15 protein-coding genes and 2 pseudogenes are annotated in these 25,384 nt (G+C 70.4%); 7 read left to right on the forward strand and 10 right to left on the reverse strand.

The genetic code is table 11. The features are described 5' to 3' along the window. The 3 genes from ACZ5U5_RS36505 to ACZ5U5_RS36515 form a co-directional block, all read right to left on the reverse strand. Positions 1-611 (reverse strand): alpha-amylase family glycosyl hydrolase (locus ACZ5U5_RS36505; protein ID WP_365823831.1); only part of this gene is annotated, 611 nt, incomplete at its 3' end. After that, complete coding sequence (locus ACZ5U5_RS36510) at positions 608-2,818, reverse strand: alpha-1,4-glucan--maltose-1-phosphate maltosyltransferase (protein ID WP_469030654.1); 2,211 nt, start codon at positions 2,816-2,818, stop codon at positions 608-610. The genes ACZ5U5_RS36505 and ACZ5U5_RS36510, both read right to left, overlap by 4 nt. A 373-nt stretch (positions 2,819-3,191) precedes the next feature. Then, positions 3,192-4,406, reverse strand: a complete 1,215-nt coding sequence (locus ACZ5U5_RS36515; protein ID WP_469030656.1) for a S8 family peptidase — start codon at positions 4,404-4,406, stop codon at positions 3,192-3,194. A 347-nt stretch (positions 4,407-4,753) separates the two neighbouring features. Between ACZ5U5_RS36515 and glgP the strand changes: the two genes are divergently transcribed. Next, positions 4,754-7,384 (forward strand): alpha-glucan family phosphorylase, encoded by a 2,631-nt coding sequence (glgP, locus tag ACZ5U5_RS36520; protein WP_469030659.1) that lies wholly within the window; start codon positions 4,754-4,756, stop codon positions 7,382-7,384. Positions 7,385-7,535: 151 nt separating this feature from the next. Here glgP and ACZ5U5_RS36525 read toward each other — a convergent pair whose 3' ends face one another. The 4 genes from ACZ5U5_RS36525 to ACZ5U5_RS36540 form a co-directional block, all read right to left on the reverse strand. Further along, entirely contained in the window at positions 7,536-9,170 is a 1,635-nt protein-coding gene (locus tag ACZ5U5_RS36525) for a M4 family metallopeptidase (RefSeq protein WP_469030661.1), read from the reverse strand. A 319-nt stretch (positions 9,171-9,489) separates the two neighbouring features. Beyond that, the gene (locus ACZ5U5_RS36530) at positions 9,490-11,547 is read right to left on the reverse strand and encodes a M4 family metallopeptidase (protein WP_469030663.1); all 2,058 of its coding nucleotides are present in this window, start codon (positions 11,545-11,547) and stop codon (positions 9,490-9,492) included. A 369-nt stretch (positions 11,548-11,916) separates the two neighbouring features. Continuing rightward, positions 11,917-13,815, reverse strand: coding sequence for an ABC transporter ATP-binding protein (locus ACZ5U5_RS36535; protein ID WP_469030666.1), 1,899 nt, complete (start codon positions 13,813-13,815; stop codon positions 11,917-11,919). Further along, positions 13,812-15,644: an ABC transporter ATP-binding protein gene (locus tag ACZ5U5_RS36540; RefSeq protein WP_469030668.1), complete on the reverse strand. Its 1,833-nt coding sequence runs from the start codon at positions 15,642-15,644 to the stop codon at positions 13,812-13,814. The genes ACZ5U5_RS36535 and ACZ5U5_RS36540 overlap by 4 nt, the downstream gene beginning before the upstream one ends. 177 nt (positions 15,645-15,821) lie before the next feature. On the opposite strand from ACZ5U5_RS36540, the pseudogene ACZ5U5_RS36545 reads away from it, so the two are divergent. The 3 genes and pseudogenes from ACZ5U5_RS36545 to ACZ5U5_RS36555 form a co-directional block, all read left to right on the forward strand. Beyond that, positions 15,822-15,968 (forward strand): annotated as a pseudogene (locus ACZ5U5_RS36545) (ATP-binding cassette domain-containing protein); the annotation flags it as partial. Further along, a pseudogene (locus ACZ5U5_RS36550) lies at positions 15,962-16,123 on the forward strand (hypothetical protein); the annotation flags it as partial. The pseudogenes ACZ5U5_RS36545 and ACZ5U5_RS36550, both read left to right, overlap by 7 nt. Positions 16,124-16,153: 30 nt before the next feature. Continuing rightward, positions 16,154-16,774, forward strand: coding sequence for a LuxR C-terminal-related transcriptional regulator (locus tag ACZ5U5_RS36555; protein WP_469031004.1), 621 nt, complete (start codon positions 16,154-16,156; stop codon positions 16,772-16,774). 10 nt (positions 16,775-16,784) lie between these two features. Here ACZ5U5_RS36555 and ACZ5U5_RS36560 read toward each other — a convergent pair whose 3' ends face one another. The 3 genes from ACZ5U5_RS36560 to glgX form a co-directional block, all read right to left on the reverse strand. Then, a complete protein-coding gene (locus tag ACZ5U5_RS36560) occupies positions 16,785-18,155 on the reverse strand; it encodes a carbohydrate-binding protein (RefSeq protein ID WP_469030671.1) in 1,371 nt (456 codons plus the stop codon). A gap of 137 nt (positions 18,156-18,292) precedes the next feature. Further along, positions 18,293-19,240 carry a LysR family transcriptional regulator gene (locus ACZ5U5_RS36565; protein ID WP_469030673.1) on the reverse strand — a complete coding sequence of 316 codons (948 nt, stop codon included), beginning with the start codon at positions 19,238-19,240 and terminating at the stop codon, positions 18,293-18,295. Positions 19,241-19,318: 78 nt separating this feature from the next. Beyond that, a complete protein-coding gene (gene glgX, locus ACZ5U5_RS36570) occupies positions 19,319-21,655 on the reverse strand; it encodes a glycogen debranching protein GlgX (protein ID WP_469030675.1) in 2,337 nt (778 codons plus the stop codon). Between the two features lie 220 nt (positions 21,656-21,875). On the opposite strand from glgX, the gene ACZ5U5_RS36575 reads away from it, so the two are divergent. From ACZ5U5_RS36575 to ACZ5U5_RS36585, 3 genes are all read left to right on the forward strand, one after another. Continuing rightward, positions 21,876-23,075: a L,D-transpeptidase gene (locus ACZ5U5_RS36575; protein WP_469031006.1), complete on the forward strand. Its 1,200-nt coding sequence runs from the start codon at positions 21,876-21,878 to the stop codon at positions 23,073-23,075. A 157-nt stretch (positions 23,076-23,232) separates the two neighbouring features. Further along, positions 23,233-24,480: a L,D-transpeptidase gene (locus ACZ5U5_RS36580; RefSeq protein WP_469030678.1), complete on the forward strand. Its 1,248-nt coding sequence runs from the start codon at positions 23,233-23,235 to the stop codon at positions 24,478-24,480. Positions 24,481-24,547: 67 nt separating this feature from the next. Beyond that, positions 24,548-25,318 carry an enoyl-CoA hydratase/isomerase family protein gene (locus ACZ5U5_RS36585; RefSeq protein WP_469030680.1) on the forward strand — a complete coding sequence of 257 codons (771 nt, stop codon included), beginning with the start codon at positions 24,548-24,550 and terminating at the stop codon, positions 25,316-25,318. Positions 25,319-25,384 lie beyond the last annotated feature (66 nt).

The raw sequence follows: 25,384 nt of genomic DNA on the forward strand, positions 1-25,384 counted from the left end.
AGGGCGGAGATGATTTCTTCCTGGACGGCCGGGTTCTCGTAGTTGAGGTCGGGCTGGTGGGAGAAGAAGCGGTGCCAGAAGTACTGTTTGCGCACTGGGTCGAAGGTCCAGTTGGAGACCTCGGTGTCGACGAAAATGATGCGCGCGTCCTGGTACTGCTTGTCGTCATCGGCCCAGACGTAGTAGTCGCCGTAGGGGCCTTCTGGGTCGCTGCGGGACTGCTGGAACCACGGGTGCTGATCGCTGGTGTGGTTCATCACGAAGTCGATGATCACGCGCATGCCCCGCTGATGCGCGGAGTCCACGAACTCCACGAAGTCAGCGAGATCGCCGAACTCCGGGAGGACCGCGGTGTAGTCCGACACGTCATAACCGCCGTCCCGCAACGGCGACTTGAAGAACGGTGGCAGCCATAGGCAGTCCACGCCCAGCCACTGCAGATAATCCAGCTTGGCCGTGATCCCCTTGAGGTCTCCGATGCCGTCGCCGTTGCTGTCCTGGAAGGAGCGGACCAGGACTTCGTAGAAGACCGCGCGCTTGAACCACTCGGGGTCGCGGTCCTTGGCGGGCGTGTCCTCGAATGTGTCCTGGACGGGCTCGTTGATGATCATGGTGTGGGTGACCCTCCGATCAACGGTGAGGACGGTCGCAGAACCTCGCTGTGCTCATCCGGGGGTAAATCCCCGGGCCCCCGGCCGACGAGCAACACATGCGCGCCGCCCGGACCGAGGCGCACGTAGTTGGCCCTGCCCCAGTGAAAGGTGTTGCCGGTGAGCTCGTCGCGCACCGGCACGGAATCGTGCCAGTGGAGGCCGAGTTCCGGCATGTTCAACGAGACCGTGGCCTCCTGGGTGTGGTGGGCGTCGAGGTTCACGACCACCAGAACCGTGTTCGATCCGTCCTCGCCCCCGGCCGTCTTCGAGTACGCGATCACCGCTTCCTGGTCCGTGGGGTGGAAGTGCAGGCCACGCAGTTGCCGCAGGGCGGGGTTGGAGCGCCGTACGCGGTTCAGCGTGGTGATGAGGGGCGCGATGGTGGAGCCGGTGCGCTCCGCCGATTCCCAGTCACGCGGGCGCAGTTGGTACTTCTCCGAGTTCAGATACTCCTCGCTGTCGGCCCGCGCAGGGGCGTTCTCGCAGAGTTCGTATCCGCTGTAGACGCCCCAGGTCGGCGCGAGGGTCGCGGCGAGCACCGCGCGGGCCTCGAAGGCGGGGCGGCCGCCGTTCTGCAGGTAGGCGTGCAGGATGTCCGGGGTGTTGACGAAGAAGTTCGGCCGGAGGTAGTGGGCGGTCTCCGTCGCCAACTCGCTCGCGTAGTCCGTGAGTTCTTCCTTGGCATTCCGCCAGGTGAAGTAGGTGTAGGACTGCTGGAAGCCGATGGCGGCCAGGGTGCGCATCATGGCCGGGCGGGTGAAGGCCTCGGCCAGGAAGATGACGTCGGGGTCGGTGTCGTTGATGTCGGCAAGCACCTGTTCCCAGAAGGCGACCGGTTTGGTGTGCGGGTTGTCGACGCGGAAGATGCGCACGCCGTGGTCCATCCAGAACCGCAGCAGGCGTACGGTCTCGGTGATCAGGCCGGGCATGTCGCGGTCGAAGGCCAGGGGGTAGATGTCCTGGTACTTCTTCGGGGGGTTCTCGGCGTAGGCGATGCTGCCGTCGGCGCGGTGCTGGAACCACTCGGGGTGTTTGTCGACCCAGGGGTGGTCGGGGGAGCACTGCAGGGCGAAGTCCAGGGCGACTTCGAGGTGCAGGTCGCGGGCACGGCGCACGAAGGCGTCGAAGTCCTCCAGGGTGCCCAGGTCGGGGTGGATCGCGTCGTGGCCGCCTTCAGGGGAGCCGATGGCCCAGGGCACGCCGACGTCGTCGGGGCCGGGGGACAGGGAGTTGTTGGGGCCCTTGCGGAAGGTGGTGCCGATGGGGTGGATGGGCGGCAGGTAGACGACGTCGAAGCCCATCGCGGCGATCGCCGGAAGCCGCTCGGCGGCCGTGCGGAAGGTGCCCGACTTCGGCGGCTGCCCCTCCCGGACCACGGCGCCCTCCGAGCGCGGGAAGAACTCGTACCAGGACCCGAACAGGGCCCTCTCCCGCTCCACAAGCAGCGGCAACCGCTCCGACTCCGTGACGAGTTCGCGCAGCGGATGCTCGGCGAGGACCGCGTCCACCTCCGGGGTGAGGGCGGCGGCGAGGCGGGCCGTGGCGGGACGCCCCGTGTCGCGCAGGGCCTCGACGGCGGCGCCGAGGGTGGCGCGGTCGCTCGCCGGGGCGACGTCAGCGGCGCGTTCGTGGAGGCGGGCGCCTTCCTCCAGGACGAGTTCGGTGTCGATGCCCGCCGGGATCTTGATGTGCGCGTGGTGGCGCCACTGGGTGAGGGGATCGCCCCACGCCTCGACGGTGTACGTCCAGTGTCCCTCCGCGTCCGGGGTGACGTCCGCGCCCCACCGGTCGGTGCCGGGGGCCAGCTCGCGCATCGGCGTCCATGGCCCGGGGCGCCCTTGGGGATCGCGCAGGACGACGTTGGCGGCGACCGCCTCGTGCCCTTCGCGGAAGACGGTGGCGGTGACCTGGAAGGTCTCGCCCACCACGGCCTTGGCGGGCCGCCGCCCGCCGTGGACGAGCGGCGCGATGTCGAGGACGGGTATGCGGCCGGTGAGGGTGCCGGGCCGGGCGGGGAAGGGGGGCGGTTCCTGCGGGTGCTGCTGGTCCCGCGGGTCCTGCTGGTCCCGCGCGTCCTGCTGTGGTGCCGGGGGTGTGGGCACTCTTGTGGAGACCTTTCCCGAGGCTTTTCCCGAGGGTGTCGCCGACGGGCGAGTTGAGGGCATTACCGCTCCTGTCCGCGTTACATGAGTGGGGCGGATACGGGGTTCTGGAGGGGTTCAGCGACTGCGTGCCGCGCTTGTGGCCGTACTTGAGCCGTGACTGCCGTACTTGAGCCGTGACTGCCGTACTTGAGCCATGACTGCCGTACCGAGTCGTGACTGACCGTACTGAGCCGTGTGCGTACCGGGGGAGCCTTCCCACCAACTTCGGGTGGGCAATCCGGCGCTTTGCTGGCTACTGGTGCGTAAGGCCCCATAACAAGACCGGTGTCCTATCGAGGGTGCTTCGGGATCGCGCAGGAGGCAAGGCCGCACCCGCACACACGAAACCGGCCCCGCCATGTGCGGCGGGGCCGGTTCTGTGCTGCGCCGTGCTCTACGGGTTGCTGACCTGCAGCAACTTGTTCGGGGATCCGAGGCCGGCGCCCGTCACCTTGCCCGGCACCGCCTGGTCGGTCAGTGCCTTGCTCACCTCGGCCGGGGTGGCCGACGGGTGATCGGCGAGGTAGAGCGCCGCCGCGCCCGCCGCGTGCGGCGAGGCCATGGACGTCCCGGAGAGGGTGTCCGTGGCGCTGTCGTCCGTGTTCCAGGCGGAGGTGATGCCGACGCCCGGCGCGAACAGGTCCAGGCTGCCGCCCCAGTTGGAGAAGCTCGCCTTGGCGTCCTTGACGTCGGTCGCGCCGACCGTGATCGCCTCCTTCACCCGGGCGGGCGAGAACAGGAACGCGGGAAGCCCGTCGTTGCCGGCCGCGACCGTGTAAGTGACCCCGGAGGCGATGGAGTTGCGTACGGCGGCGTCCAGCTGGGCGTTGGCCGTGCCCCCGAGGCTGAGGTTGGCGACGGCGGGCTTCGTCGCGTTCTTCGTCACCCAGTCGATGCCCGCGATGACCTGCGCGGTCGTTCCCGACCCCGCGTCGTCGAGCACCCTGACGCCCACGACGTCCGCCTGCTTGGCGACGCCGTGGCTCTCGCCCGCGACGGTCGCCGACACGTGCGTGCCGTGGCCGTTGCCGTCCTGTGCCGTGGCGTCGTTGTCGACGAAGTCCCAGCCGCTGCTCGCGCGGCCGCCGAAGTCCTTGTGCGAGGCACGGATTCCGGTGTCGATGACGTATGCCGTCACGCCCTGGCCCGACGACTCGGGATAGGTGTAGGACGTGTCGAGCGGCAGGTTCTTCTGGTCGATCCGGTCCAGGCCCCAGGAAGGCGGGTCCTTCTGGGTGTGGTCCAGGGACACGGTGCTGTCCTGGGAGACGGAGGCGACCCGGGGGTCACCCGCGAGCCTCTTGGCCTGTGCGGATCCGGCCTTCACCGCGTAGCCGTTGATCGCGGTGCTGTAGGTGTGACGTATCTTCGCCCCGTACTTCGCGGCGAGGCCCTTGCCCGCCTCCGACGGGGCAGTGGTCCCGCCCTTGAGCGTGACGATGTAACTCCCGCTGACGGAACCGGGCTCACCGGCGCCGAGTATCTCCCCGAGCGGGGGATCGGCGGGATCGGCGTGTGCGGGCAGCGTGATGGCCGAAAGTACCACCGCCGTGGTGGCGGCGGTCACGGCCCCGGCCCACCGCAGACGCTTCGTGCGCGACAGAGTCATACGCTGGTTTCCCTCCCCAACTTGACATGCGACTCGCGGAGTTGGAGCGGTCTGTGCCGGATTCCCCGTATCCTCCACGAGCGCCACTTGGCAGCCTCTCGTGCGGCGTGAGGGCCTACAAGACCACACGGCGTGGGGGAATCGGTCAGACCGCCGGTGGGAGTGCTGTGAGGGTTGCGCCGATTTCCGGACGGATTCGGGATGCCTGCGGCAGGTGCGGGACCACGGGGTGACCGCCGGGCCCTGTGCCGTGCGCGTCCGTGCGCCGTAGTTGCAGAGGGGCGGGCACCGCTACCTTCTACGCGTAGGTCGATAGGTAACGCATCCCCCGCAGAGGTGGAGTCGCTGTGAAGGCCATCCGTCGATTCACCGTACGTCCCGCCCTTCCCGAACCCCTCACCCCGCTCTCGGAGCTGGCGCGCAATCTGCGCTGGTCCTGGCACGCGGAAACCCGTGACCTGTTCACGTACGTCGACCCCGAGCAGTGGGCCGCGTCCCAGTGCGACCCCGTGCGCCTGCTCGGCAGTGTGTCGCCCGCGCGGCTCGCGCGGCTGGCCGGGGACGGGGAGTTCCTGCGCCGTCTCGCCGCGGCCTCGGACGGGCTTCGGGAGTACGTCACCGGGGACCGCTGGTATCAGGAGCAGGCCGCCGAGCGCGGGGGTGAGCTCCCGCGCGCCGTCGCCTACTTCTCGCCCGAGTTCGGCATCACCGCCGCCCTGCCGCAGTACTCGGGAGGCCTCGGCATCCTCGCGGGCGACCACCTGAAGGCGGCGAGCGACCTCGGGCTCCCGCTCATCGGGGTCGGTCTCCTCTACCGGCACGGCTACTTCCACCAGTCCCTGTCCCGTGACGGCTGGCAGCAGGAGACCTACCCGGTGCTCGACCCGAACGAGCTGCCGCTCACCCTCCTGCGCGAGGCGGACGGCACCCCGAGCCTGGTCTCGATCGCCCTGCCCGGCGGGCGCTCGCTGCGTGCGCACGTATGGCAGGCGAGCGTCGGGCGCGTACCGCTCCTGATGCTCGACTCGGACGTCGAGGAGAACGACACCGGCGCCCGCGAGGTGACCGACCGGCTCTACGGCGGTGGCAGCGAGCACCGGCTGCTCCAGGAGATGCTGCTCGGCATCGGCGGGGTGCGCGCCATCAGGACGTACTGCCGGCTGAGCGGGCACGCCGAGCCCGAGGTCTTCCACACGAACGAGGGGCACGCGGGCTTCCTCGGACTTGAGCGGATTCACGAACTCGCCCGCGAAGGGGTCGAGTTCGACGCGTCGCTCGAAGCCGTGCGCGCCGGGACCGTCTTCACCACCCACACGCCCGTACCCGCAGGGATCGACCGCTTCGACCGTGAACTGGTGGCCCGGCACTTCGGACCGGACGCCGAACTGCCCCGCATCGACGTCGAGCGGATACTGCGTCTCGGCATGGAGACGTACCCCGGCGGTGAACCCAACCTCTTCAACATGGCGGTGATGGGCCTGCGGCTCGGGCGCCGCGCCAACGGCGTCTCCACCCTGCACGGCAAGGTGAGCCGCGAGATGTTCGCGGGCCTGTGGCCGGGATTCGACGCCGAGGAAGTGCCGATCGCCTCCGTCACGAACGGCGTGCACGCCCCGACCTGGGTCGCTCCCGAGGTGTTCCGCCTCGGCGCACGGCAGATCGGCGCACAGCGCACGGAGGACGCGCTGTCGGTGGGCGGCTCCGAGCGGTGGGACGCGGTCGCCGAGATCCAGGACGCGGACATCTGGGAGCTGCGGCGTGAGCTGCGCGGGCAGTTGGTGACGGAGGTCAGGCAGCGGCTCTACGCGTCCTGGCGCCAACGGGGCGCCGCGAGCGCGGAGTTGGGGTGGATCGACGACGTACTCCACCCGGATGTCCTGACGATCGGCTTCGCGCGCCGCGTCCCCTCGTACAAACGCCTGACGCTGATGCTGCGGGACCGCGACCGGCTGATGGAGCTGCTCACGCATCCGGAGCGGCCGATCCAGATCGTGGTGGCGGGCAAGGCGCACCCGGCGGACGACGGGGGCAAGCGGCTCATCCAGGAGCTGGTGCGCTTCACGGACGACCCGCGGGTGCGGAACCGCATCGTGTTCCTGCCCGACTACGGCATGGCGATGGCGCAGAAGCTGTATCCGGGGTGCGACGTCTGGCTGAACAACCCCCTCCGTCCGCTCGAGGCGTGCGGGACCAGCGGGATGAAGGCCGCGCTGAACGGCTGCCTCAACCTGTCGGTCCTCGACGGCTGGTGGGACGAATGGTTCGAGCCGGACTTCGGCTGGGCGATCCCCACGGCGGACGGGGCGGCGACGGACGAGGACCGCCGGGACGACCTGGAAGCCGCGGCGCTGTACGACCTCCTTGAGCGCAGGATCACGCCCCGCTTCTACGAGCAGGGGCCGGGCGGCCTGCCCGACCGGTGGATCGAGATGGTGCGCCGGACGCTGACCCGGCTCGGCCCGAAGGTGCTCGCCGGGCGGATGGTGCGGGACTACGTGGAGCAGCTGTACGTCCCCGCCGCGCGGGCGCACCGCACGCTGGACGCGGATGCCGCGGCGGATCTTGCCGACTGGAAGGCGCGGGTGCGTGCCGCCTGGCCGCGGGTCGCCGTCGACCACGTCGAGGCAACGGCGACGGGAGCCACCGCCGAACTGGGGGCCACGCTCTCCTTGCGGGTCCGCGTGCACCTGGGCGACCTGACCCCGGACGACGTGGAGGTGCAGACGATCGCGGGTCGCGTCGATCCCGAGGACGTCATCGCGGATGCGAGCCCGATTCCGCTGAAGCCGGTGGGTGGGCCTGACGCGGAGGGCCGCCGTCTCTACGAGGGGCCGCTGTCCCTGGACCGCACGGGGCCGTTCGGCTACACGGTCCGCATCCTGCCGGCACATCGACTGCTGGCCAGCGGGGCCGAGTTGGGGCTGGTCGCGGTGCCGTCGGAGGGGACGGGGGAGGCTGCGGGGGTGTTGTTGCGGTAGGGCGGCCCTGCGGGGCTTCCCCCAACCCCGCCCCTTCCCGAAAAACCCGCTCTGGCGCGGGGGCCTTGGTTGCCGTTGATCACCGGCTCCGCCGAGTTCGTCCTCAAACGCCGGACGGGCTGACAAATCAGCCCGTCCGGCGTCGGGGGAGCTACTTGACGTTCACGCCCGTCCAGGCCGCCGCCACGCCCTTGGCCTCGGCCGAGTCCGCGCCGTACAGGTCCGTCGCCGCCTTCAAGGTGCCCTCGCGGGCCGCCTTGTAGTCCGTCGTCGTCGTGAAGTACGACGTCAGGGCCTTGAACCAGATCTTCTCGGCCTTGTCGCGCCCGATGCCCTCGACCTTGGAGCCGTCGGCGGTCGGGGAGTCGTACTTGACGCCGTTGATCTCCTTCGCGCCGCTGCCCTCGGACAGCAGGTAGAAGAAGTGGTTGGCGATGCCGGAGGAGTAGTGGACGTCTACGTTGCCCGCCTCCGCGCTCCAGTTGTCCAGGGAGTTGCCGTCCTTGGAGGGCTTGTCCATGTAGCGCAGCGGCGTACCGTCGCCGTTGATGTCGATCTTCTCGCCGACCATGTAGTCGGGCACGTCCTCGGCGTTCTTGGCGTTGAACTCGACCGCGGCCGCGAAGATGTCGGAGGTGGCCTCGTTCAGACCGCCCGACTCACCGCTGTACTCCATGTTGGCGGTCGCCGCCGTGACGCCGTGCGTCATCTCGTGCGCCGCGACGTCCATCGACGTGAGCGGCTTCTTGTCGCCCTCGCCGTCGCCGTACGTCATGCAGAAGCAGCTGTCGTCCCAGAAGGCGTTGACGTACGCGTTGCCGTAGTGGACACGCGAGGTCGCGCCCTTGCCGTCGCCCTTGATGCCCTCGCGGCCGTGCACGGCCTTGTAGTAGTCCCAGGTCAACTGGGCTCCGTAGGCGGCGTCGACGGCGGCGGTCTGGGCGTCCTCCGGCTTTCCGGTGCCCCAGGTGTCGTCGTCGTCCGTGACGAGCTTGCCCTCGCCGCTCTGGGCGTGGTTCAGGTCGTACGTCGAGTGGCCGCCACGCGCGTCGTCGATCAGGTCGAAGCCGCTCGAACCCTTCTTGGAGCCGACCTCGACGTCGCCGCTGTACTGGCTGTGGCCCGCGCCGTTCTCGATGGCCTGGTACTGGAAGAGCTTCTTGCCCGTGGCCGCGTCGGTGATGACGTGCAGCTTGCTGGGCGTGCCGTCCTTCTGGACGCCGGTGACGACGGTCTCGTGGGCGAGGACCGGCTTGCCGGACGCGGCCCAGACGACCTTGCGCGGGGTCTGCGCGTCGGCCTTCTTGGTGTCGCCGGACTTCGACGCGGTCGACTCGGCGGACTTCGCGGCCGACTTGGCGCCGACCTTCGCGGAGGTGGACGCGACCTTGATGGTGGCCTTGGCGGCCTTGGTCACGCTCTTGACCGAGCCGCTCTTGGCGGTGTGGACGACCAGATCGCCGCCGAGGACGGGCAGGCCGTCGTAGGTGCGCTCGTAGCGGGTGTGCGTGGTGCCGTCGCGGTCCTTGACGACATCTCTGACGACGAGCTTCTCCTTGCCGCCGAGGCCGATCTTCTCGGCGGTGGCGGCCTTGTCCGCGTTCGCGTCCTGCAGCAGTCCGGCGCGGGCGGTGGAGGAGAGCGCGATCTGCGATCCGGCGGGCGCCGCGGCCCGGTCGGGCTGCGCGGAGGCTCCGGTGGTCAGACCGCCGGCGAGCAGTGCTCCGGCGGCGACTGCGGTGGCGATGGCCAGCGTGGAGCGCTTCCGGGATATGTGGGGGGTCACGCATGCTCCTTCTGTGGGGGGCCCGGACGGCGTTGGGGAGCTGTCCGGGCTGAAAGATGCGGTGCGGGTGTACAGATGTTCTGTTGTGTCGTGCGAGGGAAGAGTGTCAGTTGGGCCACGCGCATGTCAGGTACCTGACCGCAGGTTGGCCGGAAATCGTCCGTTGAGCGATGGTCCATGTACGCAATGCGAACGGGGAGTTGAGCGGTGCCCCGCACACAGCCGTACACATGGGTGCGCCGCTCCGGGGAGTGGATCCACCCGGAGCGGCGCAGTCTGCATGTGCCATCGAGCCCGAGCCCGGACAGGGCTCAGAGGTCTACGGGAACGTCAGCTTCCAGCTGTTGATGCGGCCGACGTCCTGCGCGGCCACGTCCTGGACCTTCAGCTTCCAGGTGCCGTTGGCCACCTCGGACGAGGCGTTGACCGTGTAGGTCGCCTGGATGTTGTCGGCGGAGTCCGACGAACTCGAGTTCTTCAGGCGGTACGTCGAGCCGTCCGGGGCCACCAGGTCGACGACCAGGTCGCCGCGCCAGGTGTGGACGATGTCGACGCCGACCTTCAGGGCGGCGGGAGCGTTGCCCGTGCGGCCGGTGACGTTGATGGACGAGGTGACGGCCGCGCCGCGGTCCGGGATGGCGACGTCGGTGGTGTTCTCGAAGTCGGTGCCACCGCCGCCACCGGGACGCGCGCCGACGTTGACGCCGGCCCACGCGTGGGCCACCGCCGCGTACTCGGCGCTGCTGGTGCCGTACAGCTCACCGGCCACCGCGAGGGTCCCGGTGCGGGCCGCCGCGTAGTTGGTGGTCGTGGTGAACTTCGTCGTCAGCGCCTTGAACCAGATGAGCGACGCCTTGTCACGACCAATTCCGGCCACGGGCAGACCGTCCGAGGTGGGCGAGTCGTACGCGACGTCGTTGATGACCTTGGCGCCGCTGCCCTCGCTCAGGAGGTAGTAGAAGTGGTTGGCGACACCGGACGAGTAGTGCACGTCGATGTTGCCGATGCCCGAGTACCAGGAGTCCTTGGACGCGCCGTCCTTGGAGGGCTTGTCCATGTAGCGCAGCGGCGAGCCGTCGCCGTTGATGTCGATCTTCTCGCCGACGTAGTAGTCGCCCTTGTCCTGCGCGTTGTTGGCGTGGAACTCCACGGCCGCCGCGAAGATGTCGGACGTCGCCTCGTTCAGGCCACCTGACTCACCGCTGTACGTCATGTTGCCGGTGGCCGCCGTGACGCCGTGCGTCATCTCGTGGGCCGCCACGTCGATGGACGTCAGGGGCTTGGCGTTGCCCGCGCCGTCGCCGTACGTCATGCAGAAGCAGGCGTCGGACCAGAACGCGTTGACGTAGTTGTTGCCGTAGTGGACCCGCGAGTACGCGCCGACGCCGTCACCCCGGATGCCGGAGCGGCCGTGCACGTTCTTGTAGTAGTCCCAGGTCAGCGCCGCCCCGTAGTGGGCGTCCGCGCCGGCCGTCTCCAGGTTGGACGCCTGGCCGTTGCCCCAGACGTCGTCCGGGCCCGAGAAGAGCGTGCCGGTGCCGGACGTGCCGCGGTTCAGGTTGTACGTCTTGTGGCTGCCGCGAGCGGTGTCGGTCAGGGTGTAGTTGGACCCCGACTGCGCCGTTCCCAGCGTGACTTGACCGCTGTACTGGGTGTTGCCCGTGCCGTTCTCGATGCCCTGCCACTGGAAGAGCTTCTTGCCGGTGGCCGCGTCCGTGATGACGTGCAGCTCGTTCGGGGTGCCGTCGTGCTGAAGGCCGCCGACCACCGTCTCGTACGCGAGCGTCGGCTCGTCCTCGGCCATCCAGACGACCTTGCGCGGCTCGCGGTCCGCGTCGGTCTTCTTCGACCCCTCGGCCTTCGCCGCGCCGAGCGCCTGCTTCTCGGCGGTCGACGCCTTCACCTCGGCGCTGGTGTCGACACCCTTGAGCTGTGCCTTCGCGGCCTTGGTGACGCCCTCGGTCTTCCCCGACTTCGCCTCGTCGACCACCAGGTCGCCGCCGAGGACGGGCAGTCCGTCGTACGTGCGCTCGTAGCGGGTGTGCGTCGTGCCGTCGCCGTCCTTGGTGACGTCACGTACGACGAGCTTCTCCTTGGCGCCGAGCCCCAGGTCCTTGGCCGTCTCCGCCTTGGTGGCGTTGGCGTCCTTGAGGAGCGCCGCACGCTGGGCGGGGGTGAGCTTCACGGGCAGGGAACCGGGGTCGGCCTTGCCTATTTTCGCGGCGGCCGGGGCTTTGGACTGCGATATCGCCGGATCGTCGGCGGATGCCGGGCCCGTCTGGAAAGCCACCGCGATGAGGGCGGCGACGGCCGTCAGGGCGCCCGCGGCGGTGGCGCGTCTGTGGGAGGCAGGTCTGTGAGAGGTGCTTCTCAACACGGACTCCTTCTGCGTGGCCGCGGGATACGCGGCCAGGGGGACCGGGCGGCGCGGTCGTGCCGTCCGGGCAGAACAAGGCAGAACGTGGAGCTGGGAATTCAGGGGTCGAGCGGGGTCTTGCGGGGTGGAGCGAGGTGGCGCTGGGAATCGAGGGGAAGAGTGGCACTGGCGCGCATTGTTTGTCAGGGGTGCGTCAAGAGTTGGCCGGAACTGGTCCGCTGCCCGGTGGCTCACGTTCGATATACGGAGGGGTCGCCCGAGGTGAGGGGCTCCCGATTGTTCGACGAGAGCCCCGCACCACCGGGCCGGAGCGGCGTGGCTGATTCCGCACCCCTCGGCTGGGCGCGGGAGTCGGCCTGAACTGTTCGGCTACCCCACCACGCTGTCCCGCCACGCCCGGTGCAGGTCCGCGAACGACCCGCTGCCCTTGATGAGCTCGGCCGGGGTGCCGTCCTCCACGATGCGCCCGTGCTCCATCACGAGCACGCGGTCGGCGATCTCCACCGTGGAGAGCCGGTGGGCGATCACCACGGCGGTCCGCCCGCGAAGCACCGTGTGCATGGCGCGCTGCACGGCCCGCTCGCCCGGGATGTCGAGCGAGCTGGTCGCCTCGTCCAGGATCAGCACCGCCGGGTCGGCGAGCAGCGCCCGCGCGAAGGCGACCAACTGGCGCTGACCGGCGGAGATACGGCCACCCCGCTTGCGTACGTCGGTGTCGTAGCCGTCGGGCAGGGACGCGATGAAGTCATGCGCGCCGATGGCCTTCGCCGCCTGCTCGATCTCCTCGCGGGTGGCATCGGGGCGGCCGATGGCGATGTTCTCGGCGACGGTCCCGGAGAAGAGGAAAGCCTCCTGCGTCACCATGACGACACCGCGCCGCAGCTCGGCGTTGGCGAGATCCCGCAGGTCCACGCCGTCGAGCAGGACCCGGCCGTCCGTCGGGTCGTAGAAGCGGGCAAGGAGCTTGGCGAGCGTCGACTTGCCCGCGCCGGTGGAGCCGACCACGGCGACGGTCTGCCCGGCGGGCAGCGTCAGGTCGAAGCGGGGCAGGACCTCGCCGCCGGTCCGGTAGGCGAACCGTACGCCGTCGAAGTCGACCTCGCGGCCGGGGTGTTCGGAGGCGAGGGCGGGCAGTGGCCGGGCGCGGTCGGGGTGCGGCTCGGGCACGGAGGGGGTCTGGGCGAGCAGCCCCGCGACCTTCTCCAGGGAGGCGGCGGCCGACTGGTAGGAGTTCAGGAACATCCCGAGCCGGTCGATCGGGTCGTACAGGCGGCGCAGGTACAGCACGGCCGCGGCGAGGACGCCGAGCGCGAGGGTGCCGTCGGTGACGCGGTAGGCGCCCCACAGGACGATCCCGGCGACGGCGGTGTTGGCGACGAGCCGGGAGCCGACCACGTAACGGGCCATCTCCAGCATGGCGTCGCCGTTGGCCCGCTCGTGGTGCCGGTTCAGTACACCGAACTCCGCCTCGTTGGCGCGCTCGCGCCGGAACGCGCGGACCGGACGGATGCCGTTCATCGTCTCGGCGAACTTCACGATGACGGAGGCGATCGCCGTGGACCGCTCCCCGAAGAGGGGGCCCGCGCGGCGCTGATAGCGGCGTACGAGGAGGTAGAGCGGCACGAAGGACGCTACGGCCATGGCGCCGAGGCTCAGGTCGAGCCAGAGCAGCATCGCCGAGATGTAGACGAAGGACAGGATGACGGTGATCAGCTCCTGCAGCCCTTCGCTGAGGAGTTCCCGCAGGGATTCCACGTCGGTGGTGGACCGGGAGATGAGCCGCCCCGAGGTGTACCGCTCGTGGAAGTCCACGCTGAGGGCCTGCGCGTGCCGGAAGATGCGTCCGCGCAGATCGAGCAGCACGTCCTGGTTGACGCGGGCGGAGGCGACGATGAACGCGTACTGGAAGCCGCCGGACGCGGCCGCGCACAGCAGGTAGCCGATGCCGATGGCGATGAGAGGCCCGTAGTCGTCGGCACGGACGGCGGGCACCCCGCTGTCGATGGCGTACGCGACGAGCAACGGCCCGCCCTGCACGGCGGCCTGCTGGAGGAGCAGCAGCACGGCCGCGAGGACGACGCGCCCACGAAGGCGCGAGAGCAGGGACCGCAACAGGGCGGAGGTGGCACCAGGCGGCGCGGGAAGAGCGTCCCGATCGAAGTCATCGGCGGTCCCACCGCTTGCGACCGGCTGCTCGGTCACCTGCTCGTCGGGTTCGGGGGCTTGATCCGTGTCCGCCGTCCGCGAGGCGGGTGTCGAAGCGGTCATCGAGCAATCTCGCCTTCCGCGGACACGGGGCCCGCCTCTGTCCCTGCCCCCGACATCAGCCACGCGTACTCCGCGTTGCTTCGCAGCAGTTCGTGGTGGGTGCCCACTGCCGTGATTCTGCCTGCGGAGAGCAGGGCGACCCGGTCGGCGAGCAGGACCGTGGAGGGGCGGTGGGCCACCACCAGGGCCGTCGTGTCCCGCAGTACGCGGCGCAGGGCCGCCTCCACCAGGGCTTCCGTGTGGACGTCCAGCGCCGAGAGCGGGTCGTCAAGGACCAGGAAGCGGGGGCGGCCCACCACCGCGCGGGCCAGGGCCAGGCGTTGGCGCTGGCCGCCGGAGAGGCTCAGGCCCTGCTCGCCGACCTGCGTGGCCGTGCCCTGCGGCAGCGCGTGGGCGAAATCGGCCTGGGCGACATCGAGGGCGCGGAACAACTCCGTTTCGCCCGCCGCCTCTTCGGCCCCCATCAGGACGTTCTCGCCCACCGTCGCGGAGAACAGCGTCGGCTCCTCGAAGGCGACCGCCACCAGCGTGCGCAGCCGCTCGCGGTCCATCTCCGCGATGTCCTCGCCGTCCAGCGTGATGCGGCCCCCGCTCACCTCGTGCAGCCGCGGCACCAGCGCCGTCAGCGTCGTCTTGCCGCTGCCCGTCGCCCCGACGAGCGCGAGCGTCTCGCCGGGGCGGACGTGCAGGTCGATCCGGTCGAGCGCGGGCGGCACGTCGGCAGGCGCGTCCGGGTAGCGGAACTCCACGCCGTGGAAGCGAAGTCCGGTCGTGGCGGAGCCTCCCGCGGCAGGGAGGCCGGTCTCCGTGGAGGATTCCGGCTCCGCGTCCATCACCTCGAAGTACCGCTCCGTGGCCGTCGCCGACTCCTGGCTCATCGCGAGCAGGAACCCGATCGACTCCACCGGCCAGCGCAGCGCGAGCGCCGTCGAGAGGAACGCGACCAGCGTTCCCGTGGACAGGCCGCCGTCCGCCACCTGCACCGTCCCCAGGACGAGCGCCGCACCGATCGCGATCTCCGGCAGCGTCATGATCACCGCGTTGATCGCGGCGAGCAGCCGCGCCTTGGCGAGCTCCGTGCCCCGCAGGGTGTGCGACAGCTCGCGGAACGCCCGCGCCTGACTGCGGTGGCGGCCGAAGCCCTTGATGATGCGGATGCCGAGCACGCTCTCCTCGACGACCGTCGTCAGATCGCCGACCTGGTCCTGCGCCCGCCGGGCCACGGCCATGTACCGGCCCTCGAAGTACGCGCCGACGATCATCAGCGGCACCAGCGGGGTCAGCAGCACGAGGCCGAGCGCCCAGTCCTGTGCCAGCAGGATCGCCATGCCGACCACGATCGTCGCCCCGTTCACGACCAGGAACGTCAGCGGGAAGGCGAGGAACATCCGCAGCAGCATCAGATCCGTGGTGCCGCGCGACAGCAACTGGCCCGAGGCCCAGCGGTCGTGGAAGGCCACCGGGAGCCGCTGCAGATGGCGGTAGAGATCCGCCCGCATCGACGCCTCCACCGAGGCGAGCGGCCGCGCCACCAGCCATCGCCGCAGACCGAAGAGCAGCGCCTCCGCGACACCGAGCAGCAGCAGGAGCAGCGCCCCGAGCCACACCCCCGCGAGGTCCCTGTCCGCCACTGGGCCGTCCACGAGCCACTTCAGCACGAGGGGGAAGACCAGCCCCGTACAGGACGCGAGGACGGCCACAAAAGCCGCGCTGAACAGGCGAGTTCGGACAGGGCGGACGTACGGCCACAGGCGCAGCAGCGTCCGTACGGCGGACTTTCCGCCCGCCGGATCCGCTGAGTCCTTGGTCGGTGCATCTGGTTTCGGCATCAGGAGTGAGCCTACGGATGGCCACTGACAGAGCCCACCGAGTTTTGGCCCGTCCCTGTTCATCCGCTGGTCCTAAGACCGGGGCGAAGTCGTACCCCTCCGTCAACCGATCGGCTGATGCCCCTTCGAGCGCGATGGGCGATGCCCCGGCCCCCGCCCACCCGGGAGGCTCGACCCATGCCCATCATCGAAGTGCACGACCTGCGCAAGGCTTACGGCGGACGGCCCGCCGTCGACGGCGTCTCCTTCGCCGTCGAGGAGGGCGAGATCTTCGGCGTCCTCGGACCCAACGGCGCCGGCAAGACCACCACCGTGGAATGCGTGGAGGGGCTGCGCGTCCCCGACGCCGGAACCGTCCGCGTCGCCGGACTCGACCCCGTCGCCGACCACGACCGCGTCACCCAGATCCTCGGCGCCCAGCTCCAGGAGAGCGCTTCGGCAGGCTCTCCGGCGGCCAGAAGCAGCGCCTGTTCATCGCGCTCGCCCTGATCGGGAACCCGAGGGTCGTCGTGCTCGACGAGCTGACCACCGGCCTGGACCCGCGCGCCCGCCGTGACACCTGGCAGCTCATCGAGGACGTACGCGACAGCGGTGTCAACGTCCTGCTCGTCACGCACTTCATGGAGGAGGCTCAGCGCCTCTGCGACCGCATCGCGGTCATCGACCAGGGGCGGATCGCCGCGCTCGACAGCCCCGCGGGCCTCATCAGCCGGGCCGCGGGCCCACCGTCATGTCCTTCACGCCGTCCGCGCCGCTCGACGAGCGGGAGCTCGCCCACCCTGCCCGCGATTGAGGCGGGCGCGACGGGCTACCTCCTCAAGGACGCGCCCCGCGACGACCTGTTCACCGCGGTCCGCGCGGCGGCGCAAGGCCGCACCGTCCTCTCGCCCGCGGTCGCCTCCCGGCTCGTCTCACGTGTGCGTGCCCCCGGCAACGAAGCGCTGAGCACCCGTGAACGGGAGGTGCTCGCGCTCGTCGCCAAGGGCACGTCGAACCGTGCGATCGCCGTGGAACTCTTCATCAGCGAGGCCACGGTCAAGACCCATCTCACGCACATCTACGGCAAGTTGGGCGTCAAGGACCGGGCCGCGGCCGTCGCGACGGCGTACGGCCGCGGCATCCTGAGCTGACCCCCGGGGGTCAGGCGCGCTGCCAGAGAGCCGGGGTGTTCGGCGGCTCCCAGCCGGACTGTGCCTGGTGACCCTGGAGGCAGCGGTAGGTCGAACCGCCGTACGTGACGGTGTCACCGGGCGCGTAGACCTTGCCCGCGGCCCACGTGCCACCCGGCTCGGGGTCACCGGGGCCGGGGCCACCGCCCGTGGTCTTCAGCGTCAGGCCGAACTGCTGGAGCAGCGGATTGATCGGCTGGTGGAAGGTCGTCCCGCCGCTGGAGCAGTTGCCGGACCCACCCGAGGTGACGCCCTGCGCCTGACTGCCGGATATGTAGGAGCCGCCCGAGTCGCCGGGCTCCGCGCAGACCGTCGTACGCGTCACGCCGCTGATGGTGCCCTCGGGGTAGGTGACGCTGGTGTTGTGCTGCTGGATCGTGCCGCAATGCCACCCCGTAGTGGAGCCGGAACGGCAGATCGACGCACCCACCGGGGACTGTGTGGAGCCCCCGACGCCGACCCGTTGCCCGCCCTGGCCCTTCACGTACGGGGTGGCGGTCCACTGGGAGTTGGTGGCGACCCAGGCCATGTCCCTGCCGGGGAAGATGGACGCCTGGAACGTGCCCTGAGCCACCTGGTTGTAGCCGCTGGTCGCGGTGCCGGCCCGCCCGCAGTGACCCGCAGTGGCGAAGCCCTGCTGCGTGCCCTTGGTGATCGGGAAGCCGATGGAACACCGGCCGCCCATGTAGTACGCGTCCCCGCCCACGAGGTCGTACAGCGGGCGCGGCCGTTCCTTGGCCTTCTCGACGCGTACGAGGGCTGAGTCGACCCCCGCGGCGGCGACGAGGGATTTCGCGGCAGGGGCGTGCACGGCACGCACCACGACCGCGTTGGACCGCACGTCGACGTACCAGACGGGAGCATCGCGCGTGGCCGCCTTCTTGGCGGCCTGGTCCAACTTGGCCTTGGCGGCGTCCAGTTGGCCGACGGAGTACGGCACGACCTCGGCCCGTGCGCCGCGGGCCTCGATCGCGCGGACATCGGAGGCGTCGGTGGTGGCCACGGTGAGCCGCGCCGAGGTCGCGCCGTGCACCCAGGCGCCCGCGAAGTCACGGCCGAGCGCGGCCCGCAGGGCTCCCGCGACGGCGCCGGCCTCGGCCTCGTTGACCAGCCGGGCCTCGGCCTGCGCCGACGTGAGGCCGAGGTCCCGCTGCATGGCCTTCAGGACCTCGGGGGATGTCCTGTCGACGGCGGCGGTCTCGGCGGGGGAGGGCGAAGAGGACGAAGATGACGCGGCGGGATCGGCCTGGGCGTTCGCGGTGCCGGGCAACCCGGCGAGCAGCAGGGTACCGGCGGCGGCGAGCGCGGCGGCCGCGGCACGTCTGCGATGGATGGGGAGCACGGGGGATCTCCTCGGTGTCGAGGGCGAGCGGATCGCCCACACCGTAGAAGCCTCAACTGCCCACCAGTAGCTGTCAGCTGACCCCCGCCCCTGACGTTATGGAAGGCGCGGGGGCGGACATCCCGGAAGCAGAGGTGTCACGGCAGCTGTGGGGAAGGCGTTGCCAGCCATGCCGTGTAACTCTCGCTGCGGGCCACCGCCTCGGCGTGGGCCGCGCCGGCCTGGGCGAAGACCGTGAGTGCGTGGGCGCCGGTCGCCGGGTGCCAGCCCAGGAGGTGGCGCCAGTACAGCGGCGTTCCCGACAGGGGGCGGGTCACCACGCCCGGCGTCGGCGGGAACGTCGCGCGGCAGAGCCCCACCGCCCGCCCGACCTGGACCAGGTGGACGCACGACGCCACGTCCGTCTCGTACACGGAGGCCGGAGTGAAACCCGCGCGGGCGCACGCCGCCGTGAAGCAGTCCGCGAAGCAGCCGTCGCCCGGCACGTCCGTCCACGCCTCGTCGGCGAGCCACGCCAGGTCGATCTCCCGGCGGGCGGCCAGCGGGTGGTCCGTGGGCAGCATGACGAAGACCGGGTCACGTGCCACCTCCCGCCACACCAGGAGCTCGCTCTCCGGCGGTGTACTCGCCCCGCACGTGCCCACCAGCGCGAAGTCGAGGCGCCCGTCGGCCGTCCGGGAGGCGATCTCCCGCTCCGACCAGGAGATGTGGGTCGTCACCGGCACCCCCGGATGCGCGGCGGCGAGCCGGTCCACCAGGGCGCCGAGCAACGGCCCGTGCGTCGCGCCGAGCCGGAACCCCGCGCCGCCCTCCCAGGCCGTGGAGAACCGCAGCGCCTCCTCCCGCAGGCCGCTGACCGCGGGCAGCACCACGCGCGCGCGGGCCAGCACGAACTCCCCGAGCGCGGTGGCCCGCACGCCGTGCCGCCCCCGCTCGAAGAGCTCACCACCCAAGGCGCGCTCGATCCGCTTCAGCTGCGCGCTCAGGGCGGGCTGCGCGAGCCCCAGCACGGTGGCGGCCTTGGTCAGGCTGCCCGCGTCGGCGATCGCCCGGATCGTCTTGAGGTGCCGCAACTCCAGGTCCATGGGCCGAGCTTGACCGGTGCGGCGGACCGCGGCAATGGGAAGGTACGGACCAATACCCTCACCCGACGTCACCCGCCCTCACGCTCCCGCGCCCGCCTCCGCATCCCCCTCCCGCACCCGCAGCAACAGCACCGACCGCCCGGCCACCGTGACCGTCGTGTCGGCGCGCAGGACCGTGCCGGGCGCCTCGCCCTGCTCCTCCAGGGACGTGTCCACCACCACCTCGTACTCCCGCGCCCATGGCACCCCCGGCAGCACGAACCTCCCGGCACGGTCCGCCGCGTGCAGGATCGCGAGGAAACTGTCGTCGACGACCGGCGCGCCCCGGGCGTCCCGCCCGGGAATGTCCCGGCCGGACAGATACATGCCGAGCGTCGCGGCCGGCGCGTACCAGTCGCCCTCCGTCATCTCCGTCCCGCGCGCCGTGAACCACGCCAGGTCCCGCAGACCGTCCGCCGAATGCGCACGCCCCGAGAAGAAGGCCCGCCGCCGCAGCACGGGATGCTCGTGGCGCAGGGCGATCAGACGGGACGTCAGGCCGAAGAGCGCCGCCCACCCCGGCTCGTCGAGCAGCCCCCAGTCCACCCAGCTGACCTCGTTGTCCTGGCAGTACGCGTTGTTGCTGCCCCCCTGCGTACGCCCCATCTCGTCCCCGGCGACGAGCATCGGCACCCCCGTCGAGAGCAGCAGCGTCGTCAGGAGATTGCGCAGCTGGCGCCGCCGCAGCTCCGTCACCCGCTCGTCCGCCGTCTCGCCCTCCGCGCCGCAGTTCCAGGCCCGGTTGTCGTCCGATCCGTCCCTGTTCCCCTCCCCGTTCGCCTCGTTGTGCTTCCGCTCGTAACTCACCAGGTCCCGCAGCGTGAACCCGTCGTGCGCCGTCACGAAGTTCACCGACGCGTACGGACGCCGCCCGCCCCACGCGTACAGATCACTCGACCCGGAGAGCCGGTAACCCAGATCCCGCACATCGGGCAGCGCGCCCCGCCAGAAGTCCCGCACCGCACCGCGGTAGCGGTCGTTCCACTCCGTCCACAGCGGAGGGAAGGCCCCCACCTGATAGCCGCCGGAGCCCACGTCCCACGGCTCGGCGATCAGCTTCACCCGCCGGAGCACCGGGTCCTGCGCGATCACCGCGAGGAAGGGGGACAGCATGTCGACGTCGTGGAACGAGCGCGCGAGGGCCGCCGCCAGATCGAAGCGGAAACCGTCCACCCCCATCTCGGTCACCCAGTACCGCAAGGAGTCCGTGATCAGCCGAAGCACGTGCGGCTGCACCACCTGGAGCGTGTTCCCGCAGCCCGTGTAGTCCGCGTACCGCCGCGCGTCGGACGGCTGCAGCCGGTAGTAGCCGCGGTTGTCGATGCCCTTGAGCGAGAACGTCGGGCCCAGCTCGCCCGCCTCCGCCGTGTGGTTGTAGACCACGTCCAGGATCACCTCGATCCCGGCCGCGTGCAGCGCCCGCACCATCCGCTTGAACTCCCCGACCTGCTCACCCCTCGTCCCCGACGCCGCGTACGCCGCGTGCGGGGCGAAGTAGCCGATCGAGTTGTAACCCCAGTAGTTGCGCAGGCCCCGCTGCAGGAGATGGTCCTCATGGGCGAACTGGTGGACAGGCAGCAGCTCCACCGCCGTCACGCCGAGCCGCACGAGATGGTCGATCGCCGCCGGATGCGCGAGCCCCGCGTACGTACCCCGTAGTTCCTCCGGAATCCCCGGGTGCAGCTTGGTGAAGCCGCGTACGTGGACCTCGTAGATGACCGAGTCCGCCCACGGCGTCTTCGGGCGCCGGTCGTCCGCCCACTCGTCGTCCGGCGCGTCGTCGTGCACCACCACGCCCTTGGGGACGTACGGCGCCGAGTCCCGGTCGTCCCTGACGGTGTCGGCCACATGCTGCTGCGGCCAGTCCCGCACGTGCCCGTACACCTCGGGCGGCAGCCCGTGCGTCGCGAAGTCGCCGTCCACCGCGCGCGCGTACGGGTCCAGGAGCAGCTTCGCCGGGTTCCAGCGCGCGCCCGTCCACGGGTCCCAGCGGCCGTGCACGCGATAGCCGTAGCGCCGGCCCGGACGGACGCCCGGCACGAAGCCGTGCCATATCTCGTGCGTCAGCTCCGTCAGCGGCGCGCGGGTCTCGACGCCCCGGTCGTCGAAGAGGCAGAGCTCGACGGCCTGAGCGCCCCCCGCCCACAGCGCGAAGTTGGTGCCCGCGACACCGTCGGGCCCCACTCTGAACCGCGCGCCGAGCGGCGTCGGCGCCCCCGGCCACACGGGCACCGCGGGCGCGACCGATGCGGCCCGCGGCGCGGCGCGCGACTGCGTGGACGTCCCGTTCACGACAACGGCCTCCCCGTTCACGGCGGCCGCGCCGGTCCCGCGCCGCCCACCCCGGAGTGCTTCCTGTTCGGCTGCGCTGGACACCCATTCGCCTCCTGCGGCTCGACCCCTGCCGCGTCCCGGCGGCGGTGGCGTACCCGACCGGACGGCACCGTGGACCCGCGGGTCCGTGACGTCCTCCCCACTGTTCTGCCCAGCGTGTGCGTCGCACTCACGTTTCCCCAGGAGGGGGACCGTCGTTGGGACGGACGTGAGACAGGTAGCGAGGCGCGCTCGGCGCGCAGGGGCCGCGCTGGCCGCCGTGGTGACATGGGCAGGACTGCTTGCCGGGGCCGCGGGATGCAGCGGCGACGGCGACGGCATCGACAGGCTGATGGGCAAGCCACGGTCGCCCGCCGACGCGATCCGGGTGACGCCCGACGACGGCAGCAAGGGAGTCAAGGGAGACGAGAGGCTCCAGGTCGAGGTCCCCGACGGCCGCCTCGAATCGGTGAAGGTCGTCCGGGTGCAGGACGCGCGGGAGCAGCCCGTGCCCGGCCGCATCGACGAGGACGGCATGACCTGGAGGCCCCTGGACGAGGGCGGCCTCGCGCTCGCCGCGAAGTACTCGGTGGACGCCGTCGCCCTCGACGGCCACGGCCGCCGCTCGGCTCGGCACACCACGTTCACGACCGCCGTCCCCGACGAGCGCTTCATCGCCTACGTCTCGCCGGAGGACCGTTCCACCGTCGGCACCGGCATGATCGTCTCCCTGGAGTTCAACGAGGAGATCGAGAATCTGGAGGCCGTCCAGCGCGCCATCAGCGTCACCGCGAAGCCCGCCGTCGACGTCAAGCCGCACTGGTTCGGCAAGACCCGCGTGGACTTCCGCCCCGAGAAGTACTGGAAGCCCGGCACGAAGGTCACCGTCGGCCTGCGCCTGCGTGACGTCGAGGCGGCCCCCGGCGTCTACGGCCTCCAGGACAAGAGCTTCTCGTTCACGATCGGCCGGAGCCAGACCTCCCTGGTCGACGCCGCCGAGCGCACGATGGAAGTACGCCGCGACGGCGAGGTCATCTCCACGGTGCCGATCACCGCCGGGGCCCCCAAGACCCCCACGTACAACGGGAAAATGGTGGTCACGGAGATGCTGGAGGTGACCCGGATGAACAGCCGCACCGTCGGTTTCGGCGGTGAGTACAACATCCCCGATGTCCCGCACGCGATCCGTCTGACGACGTCCGGCACCTTCCTGCACGGCAACTACTGGGCGCCGGACGCCCCCGGCAACACGAATGTCAGCCACGGCTGCGTCGGCCTGCGCGACGTGAAGGGCGGCAGCTCACAGACCCCGGCGGGGTGGTTCTTCGACCGCACCCTGATCGGTGATGTGGTGGAAGTCGTCAACAGCGATGACAAGAAAGTCGCTCCTGACAACGGCCTCGGTGGCTGGAACATGGAGTGGAAGGAGTGGACGGCGCCCCCCGGGACGAAGCCGAAGGCCGATCCCACGGACGGGCGCTGAGGCAGGGCCCGCACCCCATGCGCAGTTGGGACTGAACGGTGACATTGGCGGGGAGTCATCGGTCAGGGCCGTGTGGTTATCTAGCGCAGGCGCGTGTCTGTGCGCGCTGAGGCACTGGGGTGCGGGCCTGACCAGGCCGTGCGAGGGGAGACACATCTTGAACGGGCGACCGATATCGGGGACGTCGGTTGGTGCGCGGGGGCGTGCACGACGACGGGGGGCCAAGGGCCTCTTTGCGGTGGCATCGGGTGTGACGCTGCTGTTGGTCACGGCGTGCGGCGGGGGCGGCTCGGACTCGGGCAACGACGGCAAGTCCGGCGACAAGGCGGCCGACAAGAACGCGCCGTCGACGGCGGTGGTGACCATAGCGCCGAAGGACGGTGCCGACTCGGTGGCGACCAGCGGCGCACTGAAGATAGCCGCCGACAAGGGCAAGCTTTCGCAGGTCAAGGTCGAGGACAGCAAGGGCAATCCGGTCCCGGGCAAGATCACCTCGGGCGGCGCCAGCTGGACACCGGCGCATCACCTCGCCGCCTCCACGAAGTACAAGGTCCACGCGATAGCCAAGGACTCCGAGGGACGTGAATCGGCCAAGGACACGTCGTTCACGACGCTGACGCCGAAGAACACCTTCATCGGCCAGTTCACGCCGGAGGACGGCTCGAAGGTCGGCGTGGGAATGCCGTTCTCGATCCACTTCAACCGTGGCATCACCGAGCCCGGGGACGTCGAGAAGGCCATCAAGATCAAGACCGAGCCGGCCGTGGACGTCGAGCCCCACTGGTTCGGCAACGACCGCATCGACTTCCGCCCCGAGAAGTACTGGAAGGCGGGGACGAAGGTCACCGTCGACCTCAACCTCGACGGTGTCGAGGGCCGGCCCGGGGTTTACGGCGAGCAGGCCAAGACCCTGAAGTTCACGATCGGCCGCAGCCAGGTCTCCACCGTCGACGCCAAGTCGCACCAGATGAAGGTCGTCCGGGACGGCAAGCAGATCAAGAAGATCCCGATCACCGCGGGCGCCCCCGGCACGACGACGTACAACGGCCAGATGGTCATCAGCGAGAAGCTGCAGGTCACGCGCATGAACGGCGAGACCGTCGGCTTCGGCGGCGAGTACGACATCAAGGACGTCCCGCACGCGATGCGCCTGTCCACCTCGGGCACGTTCATCCACGGCAACTACTGGTCGGGCGGCGCCTTCGGCAACACGAACGCCAGCCACGGCTGCATCGGCCTGAGCGACGTGCGCGGCGGCTACAGCAAGAAGACGCCCGCCGGATGGTTCTTCGACAACTCCCTCATCGGGGACCTCGTGGTCGTGAAGAACTCCGCGGACAAGACGATCCAGCCCGAGAACGGCTACAACGGCTGGAACATGTCCTGGGAGAAGTGGAAGGCCTGACCGGCCGACCGGGATCACACCCCGGCCACATGTCGCCGTCATGCGGGGCACGGCTAACGTGCCCCGCATGACATCTGTGCATCTCGAAGTCGCCGAAGGCGTCGGTACGATCCGCCTCGACCGCCCCCCGATGAACGCGCTCGACATCGCCCTCCAGGACCGGCTCAAGGAGCTGGCCGAAGAGGCGACCCTGCGCGACGACGTGCGCGCCGTGATCATCTACGGCGGCGAGAAGGTGTTCGCGGCGGGCGCGGACATCAAGGAGATGCAGGCCATGGACCACGCGGCGATGGTCGTACGGTCCAGGGCCCTGCAGGACTCCTTCACCGCGGTCGCCCGCATCCCCAAGCCCGTCGTCGCCGCCGTCACCGGCTACGCGCTCGGCGGCGGCTGCGAGCTCGCCCTCTGCGCCGACTTCCGCATCGCCGCCGACAACGCCAAGCTCGGCCAGCCCGAGATCCTGCTCGGCCTGATCCCCGGCGCGGGCGGCACCCAGCGCCTGTCCCGTCTGGTCGGCCCGTCCAAGGCCAAGGACCTCATCTTCACCGGCCGCATGGTCAAGGCCGACGAGGCGCTCACCATCGGTCTGGTGGACCGGGTCGTGCCCGCCGCCGAGGTGTACGAGCAGGCGCACCAGTGGGCCGCGCGGCTCGCGCAGGGGCCCGCGCTCGCGCTGCGCGCCGCCAAGGAAGCCGTGGACGCGGGCCTGGAGACGGACATCGACACCGGGCTCGCGATCGAGCGCACCTGGTTCGCCGGTCTGTTCGCCACCGAGGACCGGGAGCGTGGCATGCGCAGCTTCGTCGAGGAGGGGCCCGGCAAGGCGAAGTTCCTCTGAGTTCCTCTGGGTCTCTCTGGGTCTCTCTGAATTTCCGCCGGGACGCGGCCAGTTGAGGCCGCGTCA

The organism is Streptomyces sp. NPDC033177 (assembly GCF_055577715.1).

Coding starts and splice junctions, on each gene's coding strand:
- ACZ5U5_RS36510 (WP_469030654.1), bottom strand. CDS start 2,818: ATGCCCTCAACTCGCCCGTCGGCGACACCCTCGGGAAAAGCCTCGGGA.
- ACZ5U5_RS36515 (WP_469030656.1), bottom strand. CDS start 4,406: ATGACTCTGTCGCGCACGAAGCGTCTGCGGTGGGCCGGGGCCGTGACC.
- ACZ5U5_RS36535 (WP_469030666.1), bottom strand. CDS start 13,815: ATGACCGCTTCGACACCCGCCTCGCGGACGGCGGACACGGATCAAGCC.
- ACZ5U5_RS36540 (WP_469030668.1), bottom strand. CDS start 15,644: ATGCCGAAACCAGATGCACCGACCAAGGACTCAGCGGATCCGGCGGGC.
- ACZ5U5_RS36565 (WP_469030673.1), bottom strand. CDS start 19,240: ATGGACCTGGAGTTGCGGCACCTCAAGACGATCCGGGCGATCGCCGAC.
- ACZ5U5_RS36585 (WP_469030680.1), top strand. CDS start 24,548: ATGACATCTGTGCATCTCGAAGTCGCCGAAGGCGTCGGTACGATCCGC.